This window comes from Neobacillus sp. PS3-40 (genome assembly GCF_030915485.1).
In the GTDB taxonomy this organism is placed as follows: Bacteria; Bacillota; Bacilli; order Bacillales; family Cytobacillaceae; genus JAUZPL01.
Genome location: NZ_CP133266.1, coordinates 1,247,805 through 1,273,973 on the forward strand (window position 1 = coordinate 1,247,805; position 26,169 = coordinate 1,273,973).

Consider the following 26,169-nt stretch of genomic DNA (forward strand, 5'->3'; position numbering starts at 1 on the left):
ATTTCTTATATCACTGATGACGGACGAGAATCGCAACCTTTAAACCACACTATGTTTGTGGAATAAAAACTTCAAGTGCGAGTTCGTGTTCAGAGAATTCCTTCACCACTATTGTCCAGTCCAATTTACTTGGTTTGGCAAGGAATTGTTCTATCCGTTCTTTCTTCTTTATTATCCCGCTAAAATCAAAAAAGAAACGAGTGCCATCTATTTGCGTGTCAATTGTAATCGATAAATGGTTTTCTTGAAATGCATCAATTGCAGAATTCAAACAGGCAAAAAATAAACTTGTCCAGTTTGTTAGCAGCAACTCGTTCATTTTAGGTGAATGGGTATTATCAAGCACTTCATATTCAAGCTGAAACAAGTGATTTTCCCAATTTGACCTAAGCAGTAACGAAGCAAAAACAGGCATATGTAAATTAGTAAGTTTCGATTCTTGTTGTGATTCAATAATAATTTCATCAATTATACTTTTAGCCCGATCTACTCGATTTAAATCCAAATTACCTTTAATTAATTGGAGCCGATTAAGCCAGTCATGCCGCGTGTGACTAAGCACTTCTATAATGTTCCATTCTTTTTCCATACCCGCACTCCTACAATATTGCCTTAGAAACTGTTTGCTGATAGTATAACAAATAATTACTCTGGAGTAAGCATATTTATATGAAATGATTTATAGAGGTATGAAATGAAGCACATGATTCGAAGAAATATTTAACATACCTTTAAAAAAAGAAAAACCCTAACCGGTCGGGTTAGAGTTTTCAATCGGTAGCTTAAGCTTCTTGAGCTACTGGATAAACGCTCACTTTTTTGTGGTCACGACCCATGCGCTCGAATTTAACGATACCGTCAACTTTTGCGAATAGAGTGTCATCTCCACCACGGCCAACGTTTTCACCTGGATAAATCTTTGTACCGCGTTGACGGTAAAGAATTGAACCACCAGAAACGAATTGACCATCTGCACGCTTAGCACCAAGGCGCTTAGACTGAGAGTCACGTCCGTTTCTTGTAGAACCTACTCCCTTTTTAGAAGCGAAGAACTGAAGATCTAATCTTAACATATGTTACACCTCCCACTTTTTGAAGGTAATTTTTATGTGTCTTCCGTAATCCTGTTCAATCGTCTGCAAAGAAATGATCATTCCTTCGAGGAGTAACTGGACCTTTTCTTGAACGTCATCCGAAAGTTCTTCCGGAATCACGCATCGAAGAAATCCTGAATCCCCCATATCGATGTCGGGATTTACACCAGTTAATTTGATAATTGAATTAACAGTACCAAATGAAATAGCAGATGCCCCTGCACAGACGATATCTTCACCATGATTGGCAAAACCAGCATGACCTTCAAACACAAATGAATGAATGAATCCGGTTTTCTTACGATTAATTGTTATTCTTATCATCGATCACCAACACCTTATGCGTTGATTTTTCCGATAACTACTTTTGTATACGGCTGACGATGACCTTGCTTTTTACGGTTGTTTTTCTTCGCTTTATACTTGAAAACGATGATTTTCTTTTGACGGCCTTGTTTTTCAACAGTAGCTGTAACAGTAGCGCCTTGAACTAATGGGCTTCCTACTTTTACGTTTTCACCGCCTACGAAAAGAACCTTATCAAAAGTAACTGTTTCGCCTGCTTCTGCGTTTAGTTTTTCAATGTAGATGGCTTGGCCTTCTTCTACCTTTACTTGCTTTCCGCCAGTTTCGATAATTGCGTACATGAACTGCACCTCCTTATAAACTCAGACTCGCCATTCACAGGCGTTTTGCTCTAAACGCAAAAACTTATGACCTGATCTGAGCGGTTGTAGCACGGGTGCTACAAACAATAACATTAAAATCCTACCATAATACAAACGTTAATGTCAATAGAAACCATTCCTTTTTGAACTTATCGCACTTTCATCTCCAAATTGTTTCAAATGATAATAAGGTATGTTCTTTGGAGTTATGGAAAAGAATACCTTTAAATGTGTTGCTTGCTCAAAATGGTTTTGATAGATTTGGTTTGGTCCTTCAAATGCCTCTTTTACCTCTTTTGTCGTTTCAACCAAAACCGCTTCAAACTCTGAATGACGGTGCTCAAATAACTCTCTTTCAAGTCGAAAAGCAACCGTTTCTACACTATCAATTCGGCCCGTGCCCGCACATTCAGGGCATCTCACCTGGAGGGCCTCTGACAGAGTAACTCTTGTTTTCTTCCTGGTTAGCTGCAGAATTCCCAGCGGAGTAAAACCAAAAACCTTCGTTCTTTTTTCATCTCTTTTTAATTCCTTTTCCATCGTTTCCAAAATACTGACTCGATCTTGATCACGTTTCATATCAATAAAATCAATGAGAACCATACCACCAATATCGCGAAGACGGAGTTGCCGTGCAATTTCTATGGAAGCAAGGTGATTTGTCTTTAATACAGTATCGTGGAGATCAATTTTCCCAGAAAACTTACCAGTATTAACATCAATAATTGTTAGAGCTTCTGCTTCATCAAAAATAAGGTAGGATCCATTTTCCAGCCAGACCACTCTTTTTAATGCTTTTTCAATTTCATGTTCTACCCTGAGGCTTGAAAATAGATTTTCTTTTTGACTAAAGTAGGTTAGCTTTACATTACCTTTTTTGACCAATTCATGAGACTCCAGCTTCTGTTTTAAACCAAGATCGTCGAGAATAACTTCCCCATTCGTCATCCTTTCCATTGTTTCAGTGAGGATCTCAACGAATGTTTCTTTTTGAAAGAGCAAGTCTGGCTTTTTTAGGGAATCTGCTTTTCGAATCATTTCTTCATATTGCTGTCTTAATTGAAAAAATTCTTCGCTTATTTCTTCTTCAGAAGCATTATTACTTGATGTACGAAAAATAATCCCTTCCACCTCTCCCTTTATACGGGTTCCAAGACGGCGAAGGGATGTTTTTTTACCCTCTTCAACAATTTTTTTAGACACAGCCACATAGCGACCATTTGGCATATAGATAAGATAATTGCCTTGAATCTCGTTAATTCCAGTTACCCTAGGGCCTTTTGTTCCTGTTGCATCCTTATTAACTTGGACAATAATTCTTTCTCCTTGATGAACAAACTTGGTAATACTTTTCGCTTCTTTTACCTGATTATCCTCATTTGACAATACATATTTGGCAAGAAGGTCACGATGCAAATAAGCATTTTTTTCTTCACCAATATCAACAAAAACAGCATTCATACCAGGTAAAACCTTCGTTACAGTCCCATAATAAATATTCCCTACAAGTGATTGATGTTCTGGGCGATCAATCACAATTTTCTCAACTTGATTGTTGATCATAAGGGCATATCGCTTTTCTCTTGAAGCATAATTCACAATCAATTTTTTCAATCTTACTGCCTCACTTTTTTTTTGATGGTATTATTATACCCCTTTTAACTCAATAGATTAAACATCTTGTTTATCAGGATGTACCGAAATGCAATCTGTATTAGTATGAGAAAAGAAGGTCACTTATCTTATCTGTTATTCTCTTCTCAGTAAAATAAGCATGCAAAATTTCATTCTCATCCAATGATTTTTTTTCATTTCCTTGGCCCTCAATAACAATCGGATGTTTGCAGCCCCGTTGAAATCGTTCTAAAACCTGAATAATCAGTTCACCTTCATTCACTTTTATCGGTTTAAGAAAATAGAGCCCTTCTTTTTTTCCATAATATCTTTCTAATAAAAATCGAATAAACACATACCGTCTTTGTTTCCATTCGTAATAAAGTGAAAAATATAAGAAGGCAATTACAATCCATAAGTTTAATTGGGTAAGAGCTGTAATGAAAATAAGTAAAGAAAAAAGATTCAAACAAATAAAAGAAATGATTAACGTCAATCGATGTGCTTGTGGAAATGGTTTTTGTAATGATAACAACAGAAAAAGTAGTTTTCCCCCATCTAGCGGCCAAATAGGGAATAGATTAAAGACAAAGATCATCAAGTTATAATGGAAAAAAAGATCGTACATGTCTTTTGAAATCCAAGACATTGAATATATAAGGAATGCAACAGCTACCATCCAGATATGCTGAATTGGACCAGAAATGACCACGATTGCCTCTTCTTTTAAAGGTCTATTCCCATGCTCATCCATTTCAGCCACACCCCCAAAGGGGAGAAGCACAATCCTTTTTATCCTCCATGAAAAAAAGGATGCCGCTGCAGCATGCCCCATTTCATGTATAAAAATAATTCCAAGCAATATGGAAAGTTCCATAAAATGGGCAGTCACAATAGATATTGCGATGACAATCCACAATAATGGATGAATTTGAATATGCTGGATTAAATATTTGGCTTTAGTCAAAACGTATCACCTGGATGGGATCGATGAAATTATCCCCTTTTTTAATAGCAAAATAATAGGACCCTTTTGTTTTATCTTCACCGCCAGAGGTTGAAACCGTACCAACTTCCTTGCCTTTTTCAATGTACTGATATACATTCACTTTTATTTCTTCAAGATCTCCATACCATGATTCCGTTTTGTCTGAATGCTGGATAATCACCGTTCTTCCAAGCCCTTCCTTAATTCCGGCAAATGTAATAATCCCTTCATTCATTGCCTTCACTTGGGCCCCTTTTCCCGTTTCAATCATGACACCTTGCCCATTTTTTACAAAATTCTCAACAACTCTACCTGTTGCTGGTACAGAATATTGCTGTTCCGGTGTTTTTTCGATTTCCTGTTTTTTTTCTGTAAATGGAAGCAATGCTAATGGCTTCCCAAATTTATTTTCATACCAATTTGTAACCGTAGCAAATTGAAATTCCATATCCATTGTTTTTTTCACTATATTTCTTGTTGAGTCAAGCGGTGCGTTATGATTGCGAAATAAGATGGCAATTATGAGAAATAGGAAAATAGATGCCAGTATTTTGAAAAAGAAGACCTCTTTTTTAAATAATGGATGTGTTTCTTCAGCTTCTCTCCTACCCTCGTAGGAGATCATTTGGTTAAAACCATACTTTTCATCATCACCCGGCATTGTCAGGCTGCGATTCTGGTATTTTCCAGGTCCATCTATGCTTTTTCTCCTTTTTGCAATCCTTCGGCGAATTTCATCCGATTTTGATCTCACCATTCCCATCCATCCTTTTCCCGCTTTTTGTACAAGTCTATGAGTGACCATAAAAGAGTATGACTTAAAAGGATAGGATAATTGGACAAAACATCTCTGTTGGATTTTTGACTTCATTCAATTCCACAAATAGTCGAAAATAAAGAAAACTCGCCGATTGGCGAGCCCGTAAGGGCGATGACAGAGGCGTAGTTGCACTTATGCGCTAGCAGAATTTATGGATATAAATTCTGATTAGCTAAAAAAGGGTCTATCCAGAAGGAACTTTTCATTTCCCTTGGATCAGACCCATGTTTATTTGGCACCGAAAAATTTTTTTAATTTTGAGAAGACTCCCTTTTCGTTTTCTCCAAGAGGCTGAAGAGGGATAGATTCTCCAAGAATTCTTCTTGCAATATTGCGATAAGCGAGTGATGCCTTATTGCTTGGATTCAGTGCAATCGGTTCCCCGTGGTTTGATGCCTTAATTACTTCATCATCATCGGCTACAATTCCAATTAATTCAATCGATAAATGTGTCGTAATTTCATCTACATCCAACTGGTCTCCACTTTTCATCATATGATTGCGTATACGGTTAATAACTAATTTAGGCGGTTCAATGTCTTTCTCTTTTTCAAGAAGTCCAATGATCCGATCTGCATCCCTAACTGCTGAAACTTCAGGAGTTGTCACTACAATAGCTCTATCTGCACCTGCGATAGCATTTTTAAAGCCTTGCTCAATTCCTGCCGGACAATCAATGATTATATAATCATAATCTTGTTTCAGGCTAGTAATCAACACTTTCATCTGCTCTGGTGCCACTGCTGATTTATCAGTTGTCTGTGCAGCTGGTAGCAAGTAAAGTAAGTCTTCAAACCTTTTATCCTTTACTAAGGCTTGATGAACTTTACATCTGCCTTCCACCACATCAACAAGATCATAAATAATTCTATTTTCAAGCCCCATAACGACATCTAAGTTACGTAAACCAATGTCTGTATCAACTAAACATACCTTTTTTCCTTGAAGGGCCAATGCTGTTCCAATATTAGCAGACGTAGTTGTTTTTCCAACTCCGCCCTTACCAGATGTAATGACAATTGCTTCTCCCACTTTACCGTCCCCCTTCTAATCTAGTAAGATTTGGTCTTAGATGTATTAAACCTTGTAATCTATCTACTACAATTTGGTGGTTATGATCTATGTAGGCGCACTCCATTTCATGTTTTTCTTCATGCAAAACATGATCAGGTGCTCGATTTAAGCAATCACTAATCAGTAATTGGGAAGGTTTCATGCTGGATGCGGCAATCACAGCTTGGTCATTCCCGAAGCAACCCGCATGGGCAATTCCTCTTAAAGTCCCCATGATAAAAATATTCCCACCAGCCATGACTCTCCCGCCAGGATTAACATCACCAATCAGCAGAAGATCACCAAACACTTCTAAAACTTGTCCAGACCGTATAATTTTCGTAACTGTTACAACTTCATTCTCTTTTCTTGTTTTTTCAGCATCTACCTTTGTGATAACATTCGATTCAATTTCATCAACAACAAGGTTCTTTTTTTCCGAATGATGTCTTTTAATTCTTCTCGTTGAACTTCAGTTAAATAGCGATTACCTGTTTCAAGTCTAACTGGGATTAATGGCCTATCTTCATGGCCGCGATCATTTAAAGATAGTTTCTCATCCAGTTCTATTTTCAGTTCACGATAGGAACAGTTATCATCCAGATGTAATGTTAATCCATCTTTTGTACCTTTAATAATTACGTTTTGCTGTTTTTTCATGAAGAGTATCCACCTCATTAGAAAAGCGCAAGCGCCTAGTTCAGCCCCAACAGCTGTTTATGGCCTTCTGGAGTTAAAGTCGTTCTTTGACTTCATAACAGGGGCCAAAACGACCTCGAGGGGCTAGACTGCTTGCGCCAGACAGTTCTCAAAGTTCAAAACCATATATTATGACATTAAAAGAAAAGCGGAAGTGTCTATTGTAAAAGTACTTCTTTTCATTATAAAGATTTCGACAAAAAAACTGCAAACTCCTCTTTTTTAAAGGACATTGCTATTATCCTAATCAGCACGCAAATTATCTGCAAACTTTTCAAATTGCCGTTTTAAAGGATAGGCAGCAATTACGATATATATCGCATTTAATATCAATGTAGAGAATAAACGCCTATCTAAAAAATTCATAAATGTGATATTCGTTATATGAATTAATTTGTCCATTTCAAAGACACCAATCTCGATTAATGCCACACCAATTAATGAAACAAGTGAGGCGATTAAAATATTGGTTTGCAATACCTTCATTATTTTTGAAACAATGTATGCTACAAGAGGAAAGAGAAATAAGTATATACCGATAATTTCTGTGTAAACAATGTCAAACAATAATCCAAAAATAATTCCGTAGACAATCCCATGCTTCTCGCCTCCATAAATCGTCAGAAAAAGGATTGAAGCGATAAGAAAATGGGGGACCAAGACATTCTTACTATTAAAAAAGGCAGCAGGTAAAAATTGAACAAATAGGCTTTCAAGAATAAATAGGCCCAGAAAAATTAAAGGAAGAAGGAATTTTCTCACAAATCCCCCCCCTTTTGATTACCTATTTCACTCATATCTGCTTGTACACCTGTACGCTTAATTACGAGTACTTTTTCAATATCGTAAAAGTCAGCTCCTGGATCCACGTACGCTGTTTGATTTAATCCATATTGATCGGGTTTAACCTCAACAACTTTCCCGATTAACAATCCCGGTGGGAAAACACCACCAAGACCAGAAGTTATTACGGTTTGCCCCTTTTTAACTTTTGCATCATAGGGGATTCTTTTAACTAATAATAGTTTTTTCTCTTTATCATAACCTTCAACAAGACCAAACGCATTGGCATCGCCTTGGATAAAGGCTGAAATACGGTTTTTTGGATCCATTGCACTAAGTAATTGAACGGTCGAGCTAAATTGATTAACACTTTTCACTTTTCCGATCAATCCACTAGCTGTCATAACAGCCATATTTTGTTTAATGCCATTTATTTTGCCTTTATCAATCATAACAATTTCGTGCCAACGATCAGGATTTCTGCCGATTACTGTAGCAGGCAATGGTTTAAAATCAATCAAGGTCTTTTTTTCGCCTAATAGATCATGCAGTTCACTATTGTCTTTTGTCAATTGCTGAACCTGTGCCTCAAGGCTGACTAGTTTTTCAACGCGTGTTTTTAATTGTTTATTTTCTTGATATGTATTTTGCAAGTCCTGAAGATTCTCAAAAAAGCCCACAACATATTGGGTAGGCTTTGATACCAGGGATTGAACCCAGCCGGTCGTATCTTTCACAAATTGCTCCGGCCAGGATGGCTGACTTCTCTCCCTCAAAGAAAACCCAATCAATGCCACGAGAATAATGATACTGACAAGCAACACAATCAGACGTTTATTCAAGAAGAATTGTGGCATGATGATACACCTCTATTTTTTAGACTCTACCTTGAGTCCTTCGCTTTGTTTTTAAATAATTGAATATGGTCTAATGCTTTACCAGTTCCAATCGCAACACAATCAAGTGGATTTTCAGCAATCAATACAGGCATATTTGTTTCTTCACTTATCACCTTGTCTAAATTACGAAGCAAGGCTCCGCCACCTGTTAACACAATTCCGCGATCCATAATATCGGCGGCGAGTTCTGGAGGTGTTTTCTCTAGCGTATTTTTAACCGCTTCGACAATCGCATTAACAGTGTCTTTTAACGCGATTCCAATTTCGCTAGCTGTAATTTCAATTGTTTTTGGTAATCCCGTTAATAAATCACGGCCCCGGATTTCCATATTGTCGATTCCTTCTGGATCTCCAGCAGAACCAATTTCTACTTTGATGGTTTCAGAAGTTCTTTCACCGATCATTAAATTATAATTTTTACGTATATAAGAAATAATCGATTCGTCCATCTCATCGCCAGCAACGCGAATCGATTGACTTGTAACAATACCGCCTAAAGAAATAATTGCGACCTCGGTTGTTCCTCCACCGATATCAACTACCATACTACCTGTTGGTTCCCAAACAGGAAGATCTGCTCCTATTGCTGCGGCAAATGGCTCTTCAATCGTGTACGCATCTCTTGCACCCGCCTGCCGAGTAGCATCGATAACTGCTCTCTCTTCTACAGCAGTTATTCCCGATGGAACGCAGACCATTACATATGGCTTTCCTGAGAAAAGGCCCTTTGCTTTTACTGCTTCGCGAATATAATACTTCATCATCGAGGCTGTCGTTTCATAATCTGCAATAACTCCGTCTTTCATTGGTCTTAATGCAACGACATTTCCAGGAGTTCGTCCGATCATATTTTTTGCATCATTACCAACTGCAACAATTTGTTTTGTGTCTGTTTGCATAGCAACAACTGAGGGCTCTCTTAGAACGATCCCTTTTCCTTTTACAAATACAAGGGTATTTGCAGTTCCTAAGTCAATACCCAAATCTCTAGAACCAATTCCAAACATAGTTGTATCTCCCTTTCTGATACGAATTGCAATTTAATGATGGTAAGTTTATTTTAGCTAATCAAAATTTATATCCGTAAATTCTGCTCGCACATTTAGGCCACTACTCCACTATCATCGCCCTTTTGGCCTCGAAATGGGGCAAGTTTTCTTAAAATGTATAAACGGTTTGTAAGTAAATCCTTTTGTATTAATGCGTGTCTGATCCTAAAAAATCATAAATAATATTATATCGTAACATCATTTAAAATCATAGTGTCATAAATAACCTTTTTCTTTTAGGCTCACAAATTTATTTTCACCAATAATTAAATGATCTAGCAAATCAATCCCAATTATTTTTCCACATTCGGAAAGTCTCTTGGTTACATCTATATCCTCCCTACTTGGTGTGGGGTCTCCCGAGGGATGATTATGGAGGCAAATAATAGAAGCTGCAGAACGACGGAGGGCTTCTTTATACACCTCCCTTGGATGTACAATAGAAGCATTCAAGCTACCAATAAAAATGGTTTGTTTATGAAGTACTTGATTTTTGGTATTTAAATATAAACAAACAAAATGTTCTTGGGATAAAAAGCGCATATCATTCATGACATATTTCGCTCCATCCTCTGGAGATCGGATAACATACCGATCATTAAAAGAGAGATTGGCAACTCTTCGACCTATTTCTACGGCTGTTAAGATCTGGATTGCTTTTGCATAGCCAATCCCTTTTATTGATGTTATTTCTTCTAAGCTGGCCGATTTCAAATCCCTTAAACCATCGAAATGGGAAAGAAGACGATTGGATAATTGTAGAACAGATTCATCCTTTGTTCCAGTTCTAAGCAAAATAGCAATAAGTTCATGATTGGATAAACTTTGCGCGCCATGTTGAACAAAACGCTCTCTTGGTCTCTCATCTTGTGGGAAATCACGGATCATTAAAGTATTAGTGGTCATTCTTTTTCCTCCCTTTTTGGGAGTCAAGGAACGATTATCTTAGTACGGCAACTTGTATCCGACCTTTTTTAATTCCCGAATAGTCCTTGAAACAGGTAGTCCCACAACAGCAAAATAGTCACCATTGATCTTTTTGACGAGCATGCTTCCTAATTGTTGAATCCCATATGCACCTGCTTTATCAAAGGGTTCTCCACTTTGCACATACGCCGTTAATTCCTCGTCCGTTAACTCCCAGAATAAAACTTCTGTTCTTTCATAAAAATGTGATGAATGGTTAGGGGACAATATAGAAACACCTGTGTATACATCATGTTGATTACCTGAAAGCATTCCTAGCATGTTTTTGGCGTCTGCCTCATCTAAAGGCTTACCTAAGATCTTTCCATCAAGAACAACAATGGTGTCTGAGCCAATTACAAAGGCATCGGGGTTTTCTTTAAAAACAGCCTGTGCTTTTCGATTAGCCAATTCCATTACTACTTCTGCTGGAGACAGTCCAGGATCATAGCTTTCATCCACATCACTGCTGAAAATATCGAAGGATAAATGGAGGTTTTCTAGAAGTTCCTTTCGCCGCGGAGAAGAAGAGGCTAAAATGAGGGTTTGCATCAAATCACCTTACCTTTTTTTGCTTCGTATTGGGAGATACAGTCTAATCCTATCAAAAATTGTTGAAGCAAACAATTTTTATATGATTAAAGTTTGAAAAAATTTGTCTAATTATTCTAGAAAGATGAAAATCAAGAAAAGCTTAAGTGAACTAATAAGGAACTATCTACATAAGAATATCCTATTTAAGGCCAAAATCACATAACAAAATAGTAAAAGCCTGTCCATTTCTTGGACAGGCATCATTTCCCGGAAAATATCGAAATATGAAAAAATATGTCATAAAATTATAATGAATGATAAAGTGAAAAGTAGTTTAATAAGTGCTGCTGGGCATTAATAAGTTCTTTTTTATCATTTGTTTTTTGATACTTCGTTACCTGTTCCATTGCCAAAACCAATTCGGACTTTAATTCCTTTATTTTGGGATGATTCATTTTATTACTCTCTATCTTCTTCATATCTGATTCAGTTTGAGAAATAGTTTTAATCGATTCATTCGGAATTGTTGCATTTACCATAGCATTAGAAGTCACTTCAGAAAGCATTTGGAAAACAGAGGGAGCTAAATCAAAAAACGCCTTTTCCTCTTTCGTAACATCAGTGATCGTCTTTTTTGGCACTGGGAATGGTTTTGCCCAAATATCAGCTATTCCATTTCCTTTGTAAAGACTTGCAAGACTTTTGGCCATCTCAATAGTATCTGCCATCCCTAAAAATAAATAATTTTTGTTATTTAGTTCTATAATTTCTCCTGGTGCACCTTTTTCAGCTGCAAGCTTAGATGTTCCTATTGCTGCTTCTTTTGTTGAAAAAACCCCACCTTGTACAACATAAGCATCCAGTGGTTTTAAAGTGACCGTTACATTACTGCTATCTTTACTATTTATAGGCACATCTGTCTCTTTAACAGGCAAGTTTGTTTCAACGACAGCTTGTTTGCTATGGTCGGTAACCACAAGCTTGAGCATTACTATTCCAAAGCTTATCCCAATTAGAACTGCAAAAATAGTGGATAGCAAAATTGATTTTAGCATTCCACCTTTTTTCTTCATAGTAGCAAGTGATGATGTAGTTACTTTTCTTTTGGGATTTTTTTTTGTTTGCGTGGGATTTATAAATGTATATTCACTAATTTCACTCTCACTCGGCTCAGGAAGAATCCAATCAAAGCTTTCGTCCACAATTTCTTCTGAGGCTGCTGTTTCCTCAAAAACCACCTGTTTTCTGAGAGTAGACTCTGGCTGTACTTGATCAAGGTCAGTATCGGAAATGCTTGGAGACACTTCTTGTTTTGCTGGCTCAACCATATAAGGCCGTTTTTGACCATTAATTTTTATCGTGATCGTTTTGCCGCTGGTAAGTTTGTCCACTTTAAGAACTCCTTTCTATCAAACGGCTAATTTGTTCCATCCTAACATAAACAAAAAAAAAAATAACAAGACTTTTGTCGTCTTGTTATCGAATGATTTCGTCAAATTATTTGTTATTTCGTGCTTATTAGTGAGTAGGAACATCAGGAAACTGGCTTAATGGATTTTGTTTTTCTGCAGGATTTGGAGTTTCCATTTCCGGCAGTTGCCCCTGTAAATCTATCAATTCTGGCATATAGAAGGAGGAAACTGTGAGAGTATATGCAAAAGGCTTATCCCCTTGGTCCAAGGCTGTTTGTTCAGTTCCAGCTGAATAGTCGATAGCTTCAACCACCAAAATTCGTTTTAACCCTTCGAGAGCATCAATAAATTTTTCAAACTCCTCATATCCCGGGGATTCTACACTTAGCTGAACTGTTAATTTCTTTACACCAGTCGGCAGTGTTTTTTCTGTAGTTTGATTTGTTGTCCCATTAGAAGAAGGACTATTTGACTGCCCAGTATTCCCATTAGTAGAAGATGATGCATTTTGCTGCACATCAATCCCGTTATTTTGACCACTTTGCGTTTCAGACTGCCCATCATTCGTAAAGGACATTGATTTAATTTGGCTATTTGAAATGGTTTCAGCTTGTTCTAAGTCTAAAATAAACTGGTCTTGTTGCGCTTTTACTGGAAGTTCCTTTTGCAACTCCCTTGTATTTGCTAGATGATCAACAGTATTACCTTGTTTTTTTTGCCCCATCGTATTTAAAAGAGCTTGTTCGGTTTCTAATGTCTTCTTTTTAAGCGATAGATCAGATCTTAATGGGCTTAAATAGAAGAATTGAATATAGACAACTCCAATAGCTAGAAGTAGGATTACAAAGATAAGAATAAATTTGTTTCTTTTCGAGATTCGAAGTTTCATGGAACAGTCACTCCCTCCTCGATATTCCCATCCTTGTTTGTATCTTTTATGATCTTCTTAACCTTCTCTTGGTTAAAGGTAATAGCAAACTGCCCAATATAGCGCGGAAGGTAATCTAGACTAGATTGACTTACAGAGCCATTAGAACTAGTTGCTAAATTAGCATCATTTTCTGTAATTGAGTTACCAGTATTTGTTTGACTGGTATCTGCAGGGCTATTCGTTTGGTTTGTTTGGCTAGTCGAATTTAAAGAGCTATTTTCACTCTCTGCATTTAAGGAATTCAAGCTTGCCGCATCGATCCATTTTGAATGATTCAGGCTATTTAAATAATAGGCAGCTTCACTTGCTGTATCAAATTGGACCGTAAGTGTAACAGTTCCGGATTCCACATACTTAAAGGACTGGATAAATCCCCGTTCAGGCAATAGTGAAGTAAGATGCTGCATAACAGGAATAGTTTGGATCCTATATGAATTCGCCCAGACAATGCCTGCTTTTAATTGTTTGACCGAATCGGGTGATTTACTTTTGTTCACTTTTTCACTTTGTGCTTCAGCTATTTTTCTTACAATTGTTATTTGCTTGTCAGCTGTTTCGATATTCGTTTTAGTTGTGGAAATTTGATAATAATAGAAAACAGCTACTAGCAAAACTAATATAAATAATAGGAAAATCGTAATGATGAACCCAAATCTTCTAGGTTCTTTTTTCGGGAGTAAATTGATTTCTACTAGCATCATTGCACCTCTTTTAAAGCAAGACCTAAAGAAAGTAAATGCCTAGTCGGAACCATTCCCGCTTTTCCTTTTGCATAGCTGTCAAGAGAGATCGTAGTTACTGGGATATCCAGTCTATCCTTCACTTTTTCCAAGATAACCTGCAGTAATGGATGATCACCACTTAATAAAAGCTTAGTCACTTCCTTTTTGCCATTATTTAGTGAATACCGATAAAAATCTATTAACTTATTCATTTCTTTCAAAATATCTTCAAATTGATATGCGAGTTCACTAGCATCTCCCATATATTTAAATTCCAGCATGCCATCTTTTTCCTTATTCATTTCCCATTTATTGATTTCAAATGGAATGGGAAAATGACGCATAACATACGGAATTGCCTCTTCAAAGATACACATGGTAACACTTGTAAGATCGAATTGAACTATAAAAAGGTTTTCGTTCTGCGAAGCAAGATCCATTTGGAAATAGAGGCGGTACAAAGCAAGTGGTGAGATATCTGCCGCTACTGGAATTAGCTTAAGGCTCGTGAAAAGATCAGCATATTCCATTACATATTTTTCAGGTGCGGCAAACAACAGAATTTCCTTTGTTTTTCCGTTATCAGTTAATGGAAAAGTATCAAAGACAGGGTCCTCAAAAGGTAAATGAATGCTTGTACCAAGTTCCAAATAAAGAAACCCCTTCATCTCATCGGCTTGAATTTCAGAGGGGATTGAAAGTTTTCGGATAATTACTAGTGAATCAGGAACCAAAAAACGGATCGAACGCTTATGGATTTTCCATTCATCGATGCATTCATCGATAATATTCGCCAAGGATTCAAAATCAATGATTTTCCCATCACTAATAATCCCTGGCGGAAGAAAGCGTTCTCCCCATTTTTGGGCAATCGGAGGGTTCGCTTGTTTCAATTCAACAAAGCGAATGGAGTGTTCATTTAAAACGAAATTGATTATTCTATTTTTGGGTGAGAAGAGGGAAAATGACATGTAAATAACCCCTTTTTTAATATCCGTGACTGAGAAACCGCAAGTATAAATTGATTATTTTTGGTCCCCAAAAATAGGCTGAAAGTGTTCCTGCGACAATAAACGGACCGAATGGAATAGGCTGTCGTCTTTTTACTATTTTCAAAAGGAGCGCAGAACCACCGATTATAGCCCCAAATAGTGTCGAAAGAAAGAATGACAAAAGTACTAGTTTCACTCCTAGCACAAAGCCAATTAACGCAAATAGTTTAATATCACCACCGCCCATTCCCCCTTTACTAACAAGTGCAATCACTAAGAGCAGTGCAAAGCCAACTAACGCACCGACAATGCTATCCCACCAGGGTGTTAACGGCCAAAGAAAGCGTTCAATTAAAAAAATCCCTGCAAATACGATCAAAATTTTATCAGGGATGATCATATAATGAATATCTGAAACTAATATTATCATAAAAACTGAAATCAGAGACCATGCAACAATCAATTCCCATGACCAACCAATTTGGTATGGAGCAAGCACAAACAATATTCCAGTCAAACATTCGATAAATGGATAGATAGGAGAAATCCGCGACTTGCAGCCGCGGCATTTCCCCCCTTGAAGAAAATAAGAAAGAACCGGAATAAGTTCAAACGCTGTTAGTTTATGCCCACATGTCGGACAAGCCGAGCGTGGGGTGACGATTGATTTTTTTAATGGGATGCGTAAGCCTACTACGTTGAAAAAGGAGCCTAGGGTGATTCCGTAAATAAAAAATAAGAGAATAATTTTAGTTTCCACCACTATATTCCAAAAGTTCTGCTTCAGTTAAATTACCATCGCCATCTTTATCAGCAATAGTTCCAGCATCGTGTCCTGAAATACTATATGATAATTTTCCATTTGTTCCAGGAGTTGCAGTAACTATATAGTCTAATTTTGTATCTTTTACGTTATCTAAATAGGTTTCCAAATCATCATTATTCATTGAATGATCAGTTGGATTAGTAGAATTATATAATTTTGCGGCGTTAATGATTTGAACTGCCTCTGCAACCTTTGCATCCTTCTTAGTTTTATTAATAATCCCCCCAATACTCGGCACCGCAATAGCTGAAATAATCCCCAATATAACAATAACAGCCAATAATTCCACTAATGTCATACCGCGCTGATTTTTAATTCTCTTTTTTAATTTATGTAACATGTCTTCACTTCTCCCTCTAGGTCTATTAGCCTATTATTCTATTTACTTGTATTATAATTTATTTGTTGAAAATAAAATATGTCAAATTTCATATATTTTATCTTTTTTGCTCAATTTTTGCAATTTTCGCAAATTATTAATACTTCTTGTCGAATTGGTTAAACATTTCAAACATTGGTACCATTATCGCTGTAACAATGGTTCCTACAATTCCTGCGAGTAAAATGATCATTATTGGTTCAATCAAAGACTTTAGCTTATCTGTACCAAGTTCGACTTCCTTTTCATAGAAATCAGCAACTTTTGCTAGCATCGTATCTAATGCACCGGTTTGTTCGCCAATGACGATCATTTGCGTCACAAGTGGGGGAAAGGCCCAGTGCTTTTTCATCGGCTCAGTCATGGAACGGCCTTTTTCAAGTGACAGCCTTGACTGTTCGATCACCTTAGCCATTACTTCATTTTCAACCACCTTTTCGACAATTGACATCGCCTGAAGAATCGGTACAGAGCTTGAAAATAAAGAACTTAGTGTTCGCATCATCCGTGCAAGTGCTGCTTTTTGGAGCATTTTCCCAAAAATCGGCATGCGTAAGGCCATATAATCCAAATAATACTTTGTTTCCTTGTTTTTTCGAAGAAAGATAAACAATAAAACGATGAAAATAATCCCAAGGATGATGAGCCACCAAAATGATTGAACAAATCCACTTGCGGCAAGAACAAATCTCGTTATCGCTGGTAGTTCCCCGCCAAGATCGGCGAACATCTTGACAAATGTAGGTACAACAAAGGCGAGCAGAAAGATAACAACTACAATAGCAAGAAAACCAATGACAAGGGGGTACGAAAGGGCGGAAATAATTTTTTGCCTCGTATAATGCTGCTTCTCAAAATGGGTCGCAAGGCGTTCAAGCGTTTCATCCATATTACCGCCTGCTTCTCCCGCTCGAACCATGTTAATGAACATCGAAGTAAAAATTCTCTTATGCTTTTCTACTGCCTGTGAAAGCGGATTACCTTCACGCAATTCCTGCTCGATATCAAGCAATGCTTTTTTCAATTGCTTACTTTCTGTTTGTTCTGCTAGAATCGCCGTGGCATCAACGACGGTTACCCCAGCCTTTAGTAAAGTAGCAAATTGTCGTAAGAATATGACAAAGTGCTGAAGTTTTACAGGATTTCCAAGCGAAATATCCTTGGTTAAGAAGGTTTCTGGTATTTCGGATATGTCGATGATCCGAACGCCTTCCTCCTTCAGCTTTAGCATTGCTTCACGTTTAGAAGAAGCATTTACCGTTCCCTGTCGCTTACCGTGCCGGTCGCGGCCTGAATATTTAAACCTCGCCATCCTAGATTAATTGCTCCTGTAAAAATGGTAATGCAAGTTCTTTTTGAATAAAACCATCTTCTATTAAATCCTTTATACTCGATTCGAGTGTATGCATTCCTTGGGCACGGGACGTTTGCATAATACTTATAATCTGATGGATTTTTTCATTGCGGATCAAATTGGCAATAGCAGCATTATTGATCATAATTTCCGTTGCAGCCTTTCTTCCTTTTCGATCAATAGTTGGAAACAAGCGCTGCGAGATGATACCGACTAAAACAGAAGCTAGCTGAATCCGAATTTGCGGCTGTTGTGCAGGTTCAAATACATCAATAATTCGATTGATTGTTGCAGGTGCACTCGAAGTATGAAGTGTACCTAAGACGAGATGTCCTGTTTCAGCTGCGGTGATAGCAGTTTGAATCGTTTCTAAATCACGCATCTCTCCAACAAGAATAACATCGGGATCTTGGCGGAGTGCGGCCCTTAATCCATTGGCAAAATTCTTTGTATCAAAACCTACTTCACGTTGATCGATAATCGAATTTCCATGTTTATGGAGGTACTCTATTGGATCTTCCAGCGTAATAATATGCTTCTTCATATATTGATTCATATAATGGATCATGGCAGCGAGTGTTGTTGATTTTCCGCTTCCAGTTGGTCCTGTCACAAGGATAAGACCTTGTGGCTTCTCAATGATTTTTGTTAATGTTTCAGGTAAATCCAATTCCTCAATCGATGGGATTTTGGAAGGGACAATTCGAATGGCCATTGAAACACATGCCCGTTGATGGTAAGTATTTATCCGAAAACGAGATACACCAGGAAGACCATAGGAAAAATCTAGTTCTCCCTTTTCTTTAAACAAATCCCACATTTGCGAAGGTACGATTGCTCTCGCCATTCCCTCTGTATCTGCAGGCACTAAAATCTCTTTTCCATACCTTTTTAGTTCCCCGTTTATTCGCATGACGGGTGGGACACCTACTGTTAAATGGATATCAGATGCCTTTAATTCATAAGCAGCTCGCATTAAAAGATCGATTTTATCTTTCATTTATATGGCACTCCTACTCCAAAATTGCGACTCGCAATACCTCTTCGGTCGTGGTTAATTGTTGTTTTACTTTTAGCAATCCATCGTCAATTAGAAAAATAGTTTTATTCTTGATGGAAAGCTCGCGAAGCCTTTGAAAAGATTCACCATTCATAATAACCCGTCTCATTTCATCATTGATTACAAGAACTTCATGAAGAGCAATTCTTCCTTTGTATCCCGTCATATTGCAAGAAGAACAGCCTTTTCCTCGGGAAATTTTTTCGATTTTCATCCCTCGTCTTGCGAAAATTTCCAATTCTCGTTTTGATGGCACTTGCTCCACTACACAGTCACGACATACTTTCCGAACAAGACGCTGTGAGACAATTCCACTTAATGAAGATGCAAGCAAAAATGGTTCTACTCCCATATCAAGAAGCCTTGTGATGGTTCCGAGCGAGTCATTGGTGTGCAACGTACTCAGTACTAAATGTCCAGTTAAAGAAGCACGGACCGCCACTTCGACTGTTTCCTTATCACGGATTTCCCCAACCATAATAATGTTTGGATCTTGCCGCAAAATGGATCGTAGACCCGCAGCAAATGTCATGCCAACATTCTGATTCACTTGGATCTGATTTACCCCTTCCAGCTGGTATTCTACTGGGTCTTCAATCGTGATAATATTGACCTCTTCACTATTAAGCTTATTAAGGGCTGCATACATGGTTGATGATTTCCCTGATCCAGTCGGTCCTGTTATTAACACAATTCCTGTCGGTCTTTCAATTAAATCTGAAAATCTTTTAAAATTAAGTGAATTGAATCCAAGCTTACTAAGATCATTAAGAGTTGTTCCCATATCAAGAAGGCGCATAACGATCTTTTCTCCAAACATAGTTGGGAGGGTCGAAACACGAAGATCAACAGGGTGGAAATCAAGATTTATTTTTATTCTTCCATCTTGTGGAATACGATGTTCAGTAATATCTAAATTTGCCATAATTTTGATCCGTGCAGTTAATACGCTTTGCATATGACGTGGCAAAACCCGTTCAACTCTAAGTACTCCGTCAATTCGGTAGCGGATGACTACCTTTGTTTCTTGTGGATCTATATGGATATCACTTGCTCTTTGTATAGCTGCATTAGATAAAATTTGATTAACAAGGCGCACAATCGGTGAATCCTGCTCAATAACATCCTCTTCACGATTCATCTCAGTTTGCGGCATTTCCCCTACCAAATCTTCAAAACCATCGTCAAAGTTATAAAATTTATTAATCGCACGTAGTATATCATCTTTTGTTGCAATTGCTGTTTCAATTTGAAAGCCGGTCGAAAGACGTAAATCATCAATTACAAAAAAATCCATCGGATCTGCCATTGCCACGAATAGTCGGTTACTTTCTGTTTTAAGCGGGATAATTAAATTCCGTCTCGCAGCATCCTTGGATATTAATGTAAATAACTTTGTGTCAAACGGATAACGGTACAGACTGATATGCGGAATCCCCAGTTGAAATTCGAGCACTTCAATCAATTGTTGCTCCGTAATAAACCCCTGTTGTAATATCGCATCGCCAATTCTTTGATTAGGACCTTTCTCTTTTAATGCAGCCTGTAGCTGATCCTCTGAAATCAGTCCTGCATCAACTAGTAAATCTCCAAGCCTTTTTCTTATTTGCTGCTTCATTTATATCCCTGCTTTATGAACATTATTTGATTCTTCATTTTGTTTGCTCCACTTCACTATTTTGTGTTTGTGTCGGATACTCAGAAGAATTTATATTTTGATCTCCATTTGAACTAGTGCCTGTTTCTAACTGGTTGGCAGCTTGTCCACCTTCTTTCACGGTGGTTACAGTTGAAGGTTGAGATACTTGAACATTGCTCGTGGCACGAAGAGAATGAATTTCGACACGTTGTTTCGGTGGATAATAATCTTCAGAAACAAATTCACTTTTTATCTGGTGATCTCCTTGATAGACGTCCTTATAAACTTCTATCAATTGCCCCGAGATCCCCGAGGTCGCTACCTTTATTTTTCCTGGAAGAATAAGCGGGCTGTATTGAATAATTGTTCTTGGTTTAAAGTTCTGTTTGTTCTTTAAACTTGTTTTATAAAGATAAGGGAACCTTTCCCCCTTTAATGATACAGTTAAGCTTTTGCCCACTATTTCCATTTGAATCCTATACCTTGATTTATTTGGGTTAGAAAAAACGAAATCGGCATTCTGATCAAGATTAACTTTGACTTCGAAACCAATAGGAACGAAGTCAGGAAGGCTGTTCCCAATATTTCTTTCCACAATTGAAAAATTAGTCGGTAAAATAGATTGGTAAATACCAGATGATAGTAAACTAAGAGAATCTGAGCTTATAGTAGCTATCTTTTGCTTCTTCACAAAGTCAAGCAATGAAAAAGTTGATTGCTCAGGGATTTCTATTTCAGAACTCTGTTTAAGAACTGTTTGCAAATCAATAGGAATGTCTTTTAAATTTATTTTTGATTGGTTAAGAATAACTTCCTCTCCACCACTTTTTACTCCTAATGGATCATTAGTTGAATTTTTATTATGTGACTTATTTACATTCAAAGATCCTCTTGATGTTGTTGTCCCTTTTTTCTCATTGTTTTTTATTTTTTCAAATGCTTGGGCACCAAAATGTGAGCTGCTGAAAATAAAAGCAGTACAAAATAATAGTACAAAGAATAATTTTATCATTTGACGATTTTTTCTCACATTTATTAGCCTCCTTTTTTATTCATTTGAAGTTCTAAAGCGCTACATAACTTTCTTTTTTGCTTCAGTTGATTTTTCAAGCTCATCTTCTTGAAATGTTAATATAGGGAGTTCATCCAATTCTTCCAGTGGATTTATCTTTTCCTCTTGATCGTCAATCTTGATTGGAAAACTATCAAAAGTCATAATTGGAAGTTCATCCTCATTCTCCAATATTTGAGTCTTTTCGCCCACTACTTTAGGCAGTTTACCCTCTGCTTCTAATAATAAGCTTTCAATATCTGATAAATCTCCAAAATCTGGTATAGATAAGGCGTCTTCTTGTACCCTTTCATCATCTATCTGGATACTCCGATTAAGCAAAAAGGTAATATCCTCATCCATGATTTCAGGTAATCTTTCCGTTACAACTTGCTCTTGTTTGGTTTCAAGAGGTGTATAAAATAATTCGGCATTCATTTCCTCTTTTTCCTCTGGTTGTTCAATAGTCACAGCCACTTCGTTTCGGCTTAAACTAAATAGATCATACCCAGCAGATTTATTACTTTTATTATAATCTATTAAAGGTTCTTCTTTATCTAGCAACCTTTTTCCATAGGAATCATCTACAACATGCAGAAATCGTCCAAGGCGTGAGTTTAATAGGTATGTTGTTATGGAAACAAGCACAAACAGAATAGCAATACTATTCCATAGTGAGTAAGAAGAAATAGCAACAAGACCCACTGTAGCCAACAAGAATGCTGCTAAAACGGTAATAAACTTCCCTTTTTTAGTAAGGCCAAGTGGTAAAAATAATAATACTAGCAATAACAAGGACATTGAACCCGAAGCCCAAATAAGATTATTCAATTACTCACTCCCTTTTTCTTAAAAAATCATTTGTACTGAGTATCGATAGTAAGATTTTCTGTTCCCCAACTTGGAGAATTAGTAGGTGATACATAAACTACTTTTTTTGCAAATACTCCGTTTTTCGGTTTTTTCGCTAGCACATCTTCACAATTTGTGAAATTTGTTTCAACAGGTATTTGGACTGTACTATAAATAAAAAGTGTTTTATCAACGCACATGAGTGCTAAATTTCCATTATTGTTATCGTTTGTTTTTAGGTCCAGTTCCTTAACATATGCATCACCTTTCACCCAGACATCAGTATTAGCCTCTTGAGTGATGGTTCCATTGACATAAAGGTCAACGTCAAACGTTAGCTTAGAATTTGAATTCATCACAAAGCCATTTTTAAAATAAAGCGTTTTGTCGTATTCACCGTCATTATTATGGTCAAATACTTGTGTTTCATCATATCTTGTAGAATTTTCTGGTGCATTTGGGAAAGCATCCCCTTTCCCTCTAGTAAACTGGATCACACCCGTTATACTTTTTGATTGTTGATTTTCTGAAAAACCTTCAGTAGTAAAATTAATGATTACTTTTTGGGCTTGTTCTTTTGCTATGTCTTCTACGGAAACGTCTTCACTAATAACTTTATAGTTGGGAAAATCCAGATTATTCTTTATAGGAAAAGACTTATTGAGCAATGCTGCGTTCAAGTTATTCTGTAATATAAGTTTGACATCTAAAAGGCTTTTATCGTTATTTGTTTGTAAAGTTTGAATCGCAATTTGCTTTATATGGTTAGCTCCCATTTCCGCAAGATTTGTTGCTTGAATATCATTTCCTGTTTTAGATCCTTGTTTTGCACTATTTAGGTTAAGCCCTAGTAGACTTATACCAATTATAGTAAAGACAACAATGATTAACAAAACTGTTAGCAAGCTAGATCCTTTTTCATTATTCCACATAGCTACACCCCTTTCGATAACGTTGTTCTTAGTGTGTAGCTTGCGCCTTCATATGTGAAAGTAATCTCAATCATAACAGGGGAGCTCCCTTGAATGGAAAGGGTTTGGTTGGTATAAATAACACCATTATAATTTATTTTTGCCTGATATTGATATTTATCAGAAATGGTTGTTCCATTAAGAATTATTTGATCGTTTGTTATAGAAAGAGATAGAGGAACATTATTGTGATTCAGATAGGCATTACGGAGCGCTGTCACTACATAATTTGCTTCTTGTTGAAGATAAATATCATCTTTTGTTCTTTCTCCTTGTTGAATTCCTGAATGAAACACAGAAAAAATAAGGGTAAGAACCATACCCATTATTGCCAATCCCAACAATAATTCAATTAAAGTAAAACCACCATTTTTCTTCATAGCTAGTTCCTTCCCTTAAACCCGTATGTTTCATACTTTTCAATTCTTTTTCCCTTTTCATTTACCCAAATTTCAATTTGGATGTAGTTAAGTTGGGAAGGGAATGAGCTATTTTGAAGATTTGCTTGTTTAATTTTGGCAACAGGATAATAAATTTGATTATTTACTTCAATATAAAAATCTCCTTGAATATTTTCATTATACAAATCGTTCCAATCTGAAGTATTCAAGTCTGTTTGAAATGAAGAATTTTTAACTTTATTAAGTATTTCCTGACTTAGTTGACCTGCAGACATTTTATTTTGAGTATAAATAGTAAAGGTTCTTGATTGAATAAAGAATCCAAAAAATACTAATAAAACGATAGAAAGAAGGGATAGTGATAACATTATTTCAAGTAACTGATATCCTTTTTCATTTTTTAATGGATCTATCATCTCTACTTCCCCCACATATGGAAAAACTATGAATCTACAATTCGAAAAATTCGTTCACAACTATTTTATCAACTTTCGACAAAAGCTTAAAGTTTTAATTTATAGTCAATTTTATTTAATAAACTATAAGATCTTGTAAATAGGATTATATTAAAAGGCCGATTCAAAAATGAATCGACCTTTTTCTCAGTATTACCAACAGTACCATTAGATTACAACATTAATCGGATTTGCTTTTACTTGAAGGCTAAACAGTTGAATACTCCGCCACTCGATTTCGCCCTTTTCTTTTCGCCCCAACATATAAAGCCCGATCTGCATGCCGAATTAATGTGAGCGAATCGTCAGCATTCTCTGGAGCTGTTGCGACACCGATAGAAGTTGTTACGGTTATGCGTTGTTGTAGGTGCTCCACTTCCAAATGCTGACTTAAGGTAAATGGTCTATTTGCAATGGTTTGCCTAATTAACTCAGCGATATGTAATGCTTCTTGCTTTTGGATATCAGGTAAGAGAATAACAAACTCTTCTCCACCATAACGGGCGACCGTTCCTTTGTTTCCAACTAGAAGTCTAACCCTATTAGCCAGTTCTCGAAGGATTTCATTACCACTTTGATGGCCATATGTATCGTTTACATCCTTGAAATGGTCAAGATCAAGAATGATTAGAGATAGATTTGTCCGTTCGAACCTATGCAGTTTATCAAATTCTGTCGAGAGCATATTTTCAAAATAACGATAATTATAAAGTTTCGTCAGTGCACAGTGTTCACTATACATTTTCGCTTCCTCATAATGGCGTGCATTATCAATCGCAATAGCAAAATGTGAACAAAGGATATCTACAATCATAAGCTGCGATTTTTCATATGCGCATTTTCGTTTAGAGGCGAGCAATAATACACCTACAACTCCATTATTTCTAACAATTGGGACGCTTAATACACTTTCAGCATCTTCTGGAAAATAACCACTGATAATTTTATTCCATTCTTTTTTCCCTCGGAAGAACGCTGCCTCTTTTTTAGCCCAAACCATACCACTTAATCCTTCACTTTTTTGTAGGGGTTCAATATCGTTTGGCATTACCTTTCCTCTCTCAATACGCCGAATTACCTGAAGTTCCTTGTTTTCGACAACATCCAGAATGTATGCAAAATCTACAGGAAGCATTTCACCTAATTTTTGAATGAACAAATCTGTAACATCATCAATATTTAGACGTTCCGCCATTTGATGGCCAATTTCAGCAGCTTTTTGCAAATGCTCATTTACTTTTCCACTTGAATAATAGAGATTAAGAATGAGCGATAAACTGGCAAACGGAGCCCCAACTATCAATAATGCCAATAAACCGGCTTGTGAATAGAGCATATACAAAATAAAGCCAACTGGAAAGGTAATAAGTGATGTTAGAGTCTCCCAAACTAAATCTTTCCCAAAAAAAGAACCGATATTTTTATAAACCGCAAATAAGTTAAATAATATAAGCAATTGGTTTAATGCGAAATTCAGAAAAACATACAGAAATGCAAGCCAAAGTGAGCGATGATCTCCAATTAAATCCCCCCTAATTTGCCCCCCAAGTAAGTAATAAACTACTCCACTAACAAAGGATTGGGTAAAGAACATGAGAGAGTTAAGGGGAATGCGGAAGTATTGCTCTTTTTGAATTTTTATTTTAAATAGGACAACCATGATTGCCACTTGGGCGAAAATCATTTCTACAAATAACCCAAAGCTTAGAAATGTTGCTAGAGAGATCCATTGCAGTAAAAAAATAGGTATATTATTGATCACTATCGGTGTTGCGGCAACAACTGATGATAAAATTAAAAATGCTAAAATCTCTATCAAATGGCCTGATATTTGCGGCGGATATGCACGATAAGTAAACCATATTCCAAATGGAACAATTAGAATCCAGGCAAGGAAAATTGCCTTTTTAATATGTGGATGAACATCCATTGGGTTTCCATCTCCATTTTATTAGGT

General features: G+C 36.8%; 28 protein-coding genes, 1 pseudogene and 1 other annotated feature. All 29 genes and pseudogenes read right to left on the minus strand.

The genetic code is table 11. The features are described from left to right. Positions 1 to 49: 49 nt before the first annotated feature. Entirely contained in the window at positions 50 to 589 is a 540-nt protein-coding gene (locus tag RCG20_RS06430; protein WP_308183408.1) for a sporulation initiation phosphotransferase B, read from the minus strand. A gap of 193 nt (positions 590 to 782) precedes the next feature. Continuing rightward, complete coding sequence (rpmA, locus tag RCG20_RS06435; RefSeq protein ID WP_308183409.1) at positions 783 to 1,073, minus strand: 50S ribosomal protein L27; 291 nt, start codon at positions 1,071 to 1,073, stop codon at positions 783 to 785. A 3-nt stretch (positions 1,074 to 1,076) separates the two neighbouring features. Beyond that, positions 1,077 to 1,418 carry a ribosomal-processing cysteine protease Prp gene (locus RCG20_RS06440; protein WP_308183410.1) on the minus strand — a complete coding sequence of 114 codons (342 nt, stop codon included), beginning with the start codon at positions 1,416 to 1,418 and terminating at the stop codon, positions 1,077 to 1,079. Between the two features lie 14 nt (positions 1,419 to 1,432). Further along, complete coding sequence (rplU, locus tag RCG20_RS06445) at positions 1,433 to 1,741, minus strand: 50S ribosomal protein L21 (protein WP_308183411.1); 309 nt, start codon at positions 1,739 to 1,741, stop codon at positions 1,433 to 1,435. Between the two features lie 13 nt (positions 1,742 to 1,754). Beyond that, positions 1,755 to 1,837 (minus strand) — a sequence feature (ribosomal protein L21 leader region). A gap of 48 nt (positions 1,838 to 1,885) precedes the next feature. After that, positions 1,886 to 3,376 carry an Rne/Rng family ribonuclease gene (locus RCG20_RS06450; RefSeq protein ID WP_308183412.1) on the minus strand — a complete coding sequence of 497 codons (1,491 nt, stop codon included), beginning with the start codon at positions 3,374 to 3,376 and terminating at the stop codon, positions 1,886 to 1,888. A gap of 100 nt (positions 3,377 to 3,476) precedes the next feature. Then, positions 3,477 to 4,343: a M50 family metallopeptidase gene (locus RCG20_RS06455; RefSeq protein WP_308183413.1), complete on the minus strand. Its 867-nt coding sequence runs from the start codon at positions 4,341 to 4,343 to the stop codon at positions 3,477 to 3,479. Next, complete coding sequence (locus RCG20_RS06460) at positions 4,336 to 5,121, minus strand: peptidoglycan DD-metalloendopeptidase family protein (protein WP_308183414.1); 786 nt, start codon at positions 5,119 to 5,121, stop codon at positions 4,336 to 4,338. The genes RCG20_RS06455 and RCG20_RS06460 overlap by 8 nt, the downstream gene beginning before the upstream one ends. Positions 5,122 to 5,412: 291 nt before the next feature. Next, positions 5,413 to 6,216: a septum site-determining protein MinD gene (minD, locus tag RCG20_RS06465; protein ID WP_308183415.1), complete on the minus strand. Its 804-nt coding sequence runs from the start codon at positions 6,214 to 6,216 to the stop codon at positions 5,413 to 5,415. A gap of 1 nt (position 6,217) precedes the next feature. Continuing rightward, positions 6,218 to 6,897 (minus strand): annotated as a pseudogene (gene minC, locus RCG20_RS06470) (septum site-determining protein MinC). A gap of 282 nt (positions 6,898 to 7,179) precedes the next feature. Continuing rightward, positions 7,180 to 7,698, minus strand: a complete 519-nt coding sequence (gene mreD / locus RCG20_RS06475) for a rod shape-determining protein MreD (protein WP_308183416.1) — start codon at positions 7,696 to 7,698, stop codon at positions 7,180 to 7,182. Further along, complete coding sequence (gene mreC / locus RCG20_RS06480; RefSeq protein ID WP_308183417.1) at positions 7,695 to 8,576, minus strand: rod shape-determining protein MreC; 882 nt, start codon at positions 8,574 to 8,576, stop codon at positions 7,695 to 7,697. Before mreC ends, mreD begins: the two co-directional genes overlap by 4 nt. Positions 8,577 to 8,602: 26 nt before the next feature. Then, positions 8,603 to 9,625 (minus strand): rod shape-determining protein, encoded by a 1,023-nt coding sequence (locus RCG20_RS06485; protein WP_308183418.1) that lies wholly within the window; start codon positions 9,623 to 9,625, stop codon positions 8,603 to 8,605. Positions 9,626 to 9,883: 258 nt separating this feature from the next. Beyond that, a complete protein-coding gene (radC, locus tag RCG20_RS06490; RefSeq protein WP_308183419.1) occupies positions 9,884 to 10,573 on the minus strand; it encodes a RadC family protein in 690 nt (229 codons plus the stop codon). A 39-nt stretch (positions 10,574 to 10,612) separates the two neighbouring features. Continuing rightward, positions 10,613 to 11,185 (minus strand): Maf family protein, encoded by a 573-nt coding sequence (locus RCG20_RS06495; protein WP_308183420.1) that lies wholly within the window; start codon positions 11,183 to 11,185, stop codon positions 10,613 to 10,615. Between the two features lie 287 nt (positions 11,186 to 11,472). Continuing rightward, positions 11,473 to 12,558 carry a hypothetical protein gene (locus tag RCG20_RS06500; protein WP_308183421.1) on the minus strand — a complete coding sequence of 362 codons (1,086 nt, stop codon included), beginning with the start codon at positions 12,556 to 12,558 and terminating at the stop codon, positions 11,473 to 11,475. A gap of 127 nt (positions 12,559 to 12,685) precedes the next feature. Further along, positions 12,686 to 13,468 carry a hypothetical protein gene (locus RCG20_RS06505; protein WP_308183422.1) on the minus strand — a complete coding sequence of 261 codons (783 nt, stop codon included), beginning with the start codon at positions 13,466 to 13,468 and terminating at the stop codon, positions 12,686 to 12,688. Then, positions 13,465 to 14,211, minus strand: coding sequence for a hypothetical protein (locus RCG20_RS06510; protein WP_308183423.1), 747 nt, complete (start codon positions 14,209 to 14,211; stop codon positions 13,465 to 13,467). The genes RCG20_RS06505 and RCG20_RS06510 overlap by 4 nt, the downstream gene beginning before the upstream one ends. Then, the gene (gene pilM / locus RCG20_RS06515; protein ID WP_308183424.1) at positions 14,208 to 15,203 is read right to left on the minus strand and encodes a type IV pilus biogenesis protein PilM; all 996 of its coding nucleotides are present in this window, start codon (positions 15,201 to 15,203) and stop codon (positions 14,208 to 14,210) included. The genes RCG20_RS06510 and pilM overlap by 4 nt, the downstream gene beginning before the upstream one ends. A gap of 16 nt (positions 15,204 to 15,219) precedes the next feature. Continuing rightward, positions 15,220 to 15,984 carry a prepilin peptidase gene (locus tag RCG20_RS06520; RefSeq protein ID WP_308183425.1) on the minus strand — a complete coding sequence of 255 codons (765 nt, stop codon included), beginning with the start codon at positions 15,982 to 15,984 and terminating at the stop codon, positions 15,220 to 15,222. Next, complete coding sequence (locus RCG20_RS06525) at positions 15,974 to 16,390, minus strand: type IV pilin protein (RefSeq protein WP_308183426.1); 417 nt, start codon at positions 16,388 to 16,390, stop codon at positions 15,974 to 15,976. The genes RCG20_RS06520 and RCG20_RS06525 overlap by 11 nt, the downstream gene beginning before the upstream one ends. 136 nt (positions 16,391 to 16,526) lie before the next feature. Continuing rightward, positions 16,527 to 17,741: a type II secretion system F family protein gene (locus tag RCG20_RS06530; protein WP_308183427.1), complete on the minus strand. Its 1,215-nt coding sequence runs from the start codon at positions 17,739 to 17,741 to the stop codon at positions 16,527 to 16,529. Between the two features lies 1 nt (position 17,742). Beyond that, entirely contained in the window at positions 17,743 to 18,783 is a 1,041-nt protein-coding gene (locus tag RCG20_RS06535; RefSeq protein WP_308183428.1) for a type IV pilus twitching motility protein PilT, read from the minus strand. A 13-nt stretch (positions 18,784 to 18,796) separates the two neighbouring features. After that, the gene (locus RCG20_RS06540) at positions 18,797 to 20,461 is read right to left on the minus strand and encodes a GspE/PulE family protein (RefSeq protein WP_308183429.1); all 1,665 of its coding nucleotides are present in this window, start codon (positions 20,459 to 20,461) and stop codon (positions 18,797 to 18,799) included. 34 nt (positions 20,462 to 20,495) lie between these two features. Continuing rightward, entirely contained in the window at positions 20,496 to 21,512 is a 1,017-nt protein-coding gene (locus RCG20_RS06545; RefSeq protein ID WP_308183430.1) for a VanW family protein, read from the minus strand. 42 nt (positions 21,513 to 21,554) lie between these two features. Next, positions 21,555 to 22,364, minus strand: coding sequence for a hypothetical protein (locus RCG20_RS06550; protein ID WP_308183431.1), 810 nt, complete (start codon positions 22,362 to 22,364; stop codon positions 21,555 to 21,557). Between the two features lie 26 nt (positions 22,365 to 22,390). Continuing rightward, on the minus strand, positions 22,391 to 23,317 hold the full coding sequence (locus RCG20_RS06555) for a type IV pilus modification PilV family protein (protein ID WP_308183432.1): 927 nt from the start codon (positions 23,315 to 23,317) through the stop codon (positions 22,391 to 22,393). 2 nt (positions 23,318 to 23,319) lie between these two features. Further along, positions 23,320 to 23,736, minus strand: a complete 417-nt coding sequence (locus RCG20_RS06560) for a type II secretion system protein (RefSeq protein ID WP_308183433.1) — start codon at positions 23,734 to 23,736, stop codon at positions 23,320 to 23,322. A 2-nt stretch (positions 23,737 to 23,738) separates the two neighbouring features. Then, positions 23,739 to 24,173, minus strand: coding sequence for a hypothetical protein (locus tag RCG20_RS06565; protein ID WP_308183434.1), 435 nt, complete (start codon positions 24,171 to 24,173; stop codon positions 23,739 to 23,741). 247 nt (positions 24,174 to 24,420) lie between these two features. Next, the gene (locus RCG20_RS06570) at positions 24,421 to 26,142 is read right to left on the minus strand and encodes a sensor domain-containing diguanylate cyclase (RefSeq protein ID WP_308183435.1); all 1,722 of its coding nucleotides are present in this window, start codon (positions 26,140 to 26,142) and stop codon (positions 24,421 to 24,423) included. Between the last annotated feature and the right edge of the window lie 27 nt (positions 26,143 to 26,169).

Bases quoted from the DNA above. Each gene is read 5' to 3' on its own strand.
- RCG20_RS06540 (WP_308183429.1), bottom strand. From the start codon at position 20,461: ATGAAGCAGCAAATAAGAAAAAGGCTTGGAGATTTACTAGTTGATGCA.
- RCG20_RS06530 (WP_308183427.1), bottom strand. From the start codon at position 17,741: ATGGCGAGGTTTAAATATTCAGGCCGCGACCGGCACGGTAAGCGACAG.
- rplU (WP_308183411.1), bottom strand. From the start codon at position 1,741: ATGTACGCAATTATCGAAACTGGCGGAAAGCAAGTAAAGGTAGAAGAA.
- RCG20_RS06555 (WP_308183432.1), bottom strand. From the start codon at position 23,317: ATGTGGAATAATGAAAAAGGATCTAGCTTGCTAACAGTTTTGTTAATC.
- radC (WP_308183419.1), bottom strand. From the start codon at position 10,573: ATGACCACTAATACTTTAATGATCCGTGATTTCCCACAAGATGAGAGA.
- RCG20_RS06565 (WP_308183434.1), bottom strand. From the start codon at position 24,173: ATGATAGATCCATTAAAAAATGAAAAAGGATATCAGTTACTTGAAATA.
- mreC (WP_308183417.1), bottom strand. From the start codon at position 8,576: ATGCCACAATTCTTCTTGAATAAACGTCTGATTGTGTTGCTTGTCAGT.
- rpmA (WP_308183409.1), bottom strand. From the start codon at position 1,073: ATGTTAAGATTAGATCTTCAGTTCTTCGCTTCTAAAAAGGGAGTAGGT.
- RCG20_RS06560 (WP_308183433.1), bottom strand. From the start codon at position 23,736: ATGAAGAAAAATGGTGGTTTTACTTTAATTGAATTATTGTTGGGATTG.
- RCG20_RS06485 (WP_308183418.1), bottom strand. From the start codon at position 9,625: ATGTTTGGAATTGGTTCTAGAGATTTGGGTATTGACTTAGGAACTGCA.
- RCG20_RS06535 (WP_308183428.1), bottom strand. From the start codon at position 18,783: ATGAAAGATAAAATCGATCTTTTAATGCGAGCTGCTTATGAATTAAAG.
- RCG20_RS06495 (WP_308183420.1), bottom strand. From the start codon at position 11,185: ATGCAAACCCTCATTTTAGCCTCTTCTTCTCCGCGGCGAAAGGAACTT.
- RCG20_RS06440 (WP_308183410.1), bottom strand. From the start codon at position 1,418: ATGATAAGAATAACAATTAATCGTAAGAAAACCGGATTCATTCATTCA.
- RCG20_RS06505 (WP_308183422.1), bottom strand. From the start codon at position 13,468: ATGAAACTTCGAATCTCGAAAAGAAACAAATTTATTCTTATCTTTGTA.
- pilM (WP_308183424.1), bottom strand. From the start codon at position 15,203: ATGTCATTTTCCCTCTTCTCACCCAAAAATAGAATAATCAATTTCGTT.
- RCG20_RS06570 (WP_308183435.1), bottom strand. From the start codon at position 26,142: ATGGATGTTCATCCACATATTAAAAAGGCAATTTTCCTTGCCTGGATT.
- RCG20_RS06525 (WP_308183426.1), bottom strand. From the start codon at position 16,390: ATGTTACATAAATTAAAAAAGAGAATTAAAAATCAGCGCGGTATGACA.
- RCG20_RS06510 (WP_308183423.1), bottom strand. From the start codon at position 14,211: ATGATGCTAGTAGAAATCAATTTACTCCCGAAAAAAGAACCTAGAAGA.
- RCG20_RS06430 (WP_308183408.1), bottom strand. From the start codon at position 589: ATGGAAAAAGAATGGAACATTATAGAAGTGCTTAGTCACACGCGGCAT.
- RCG20_RS06460 (WP_308183414.1), bottom strand. From the start codon at position 5,121: ATGGTGAGATCAAAATCGGATGAAATTCGCCGAAGGATTGCAAAAAGG.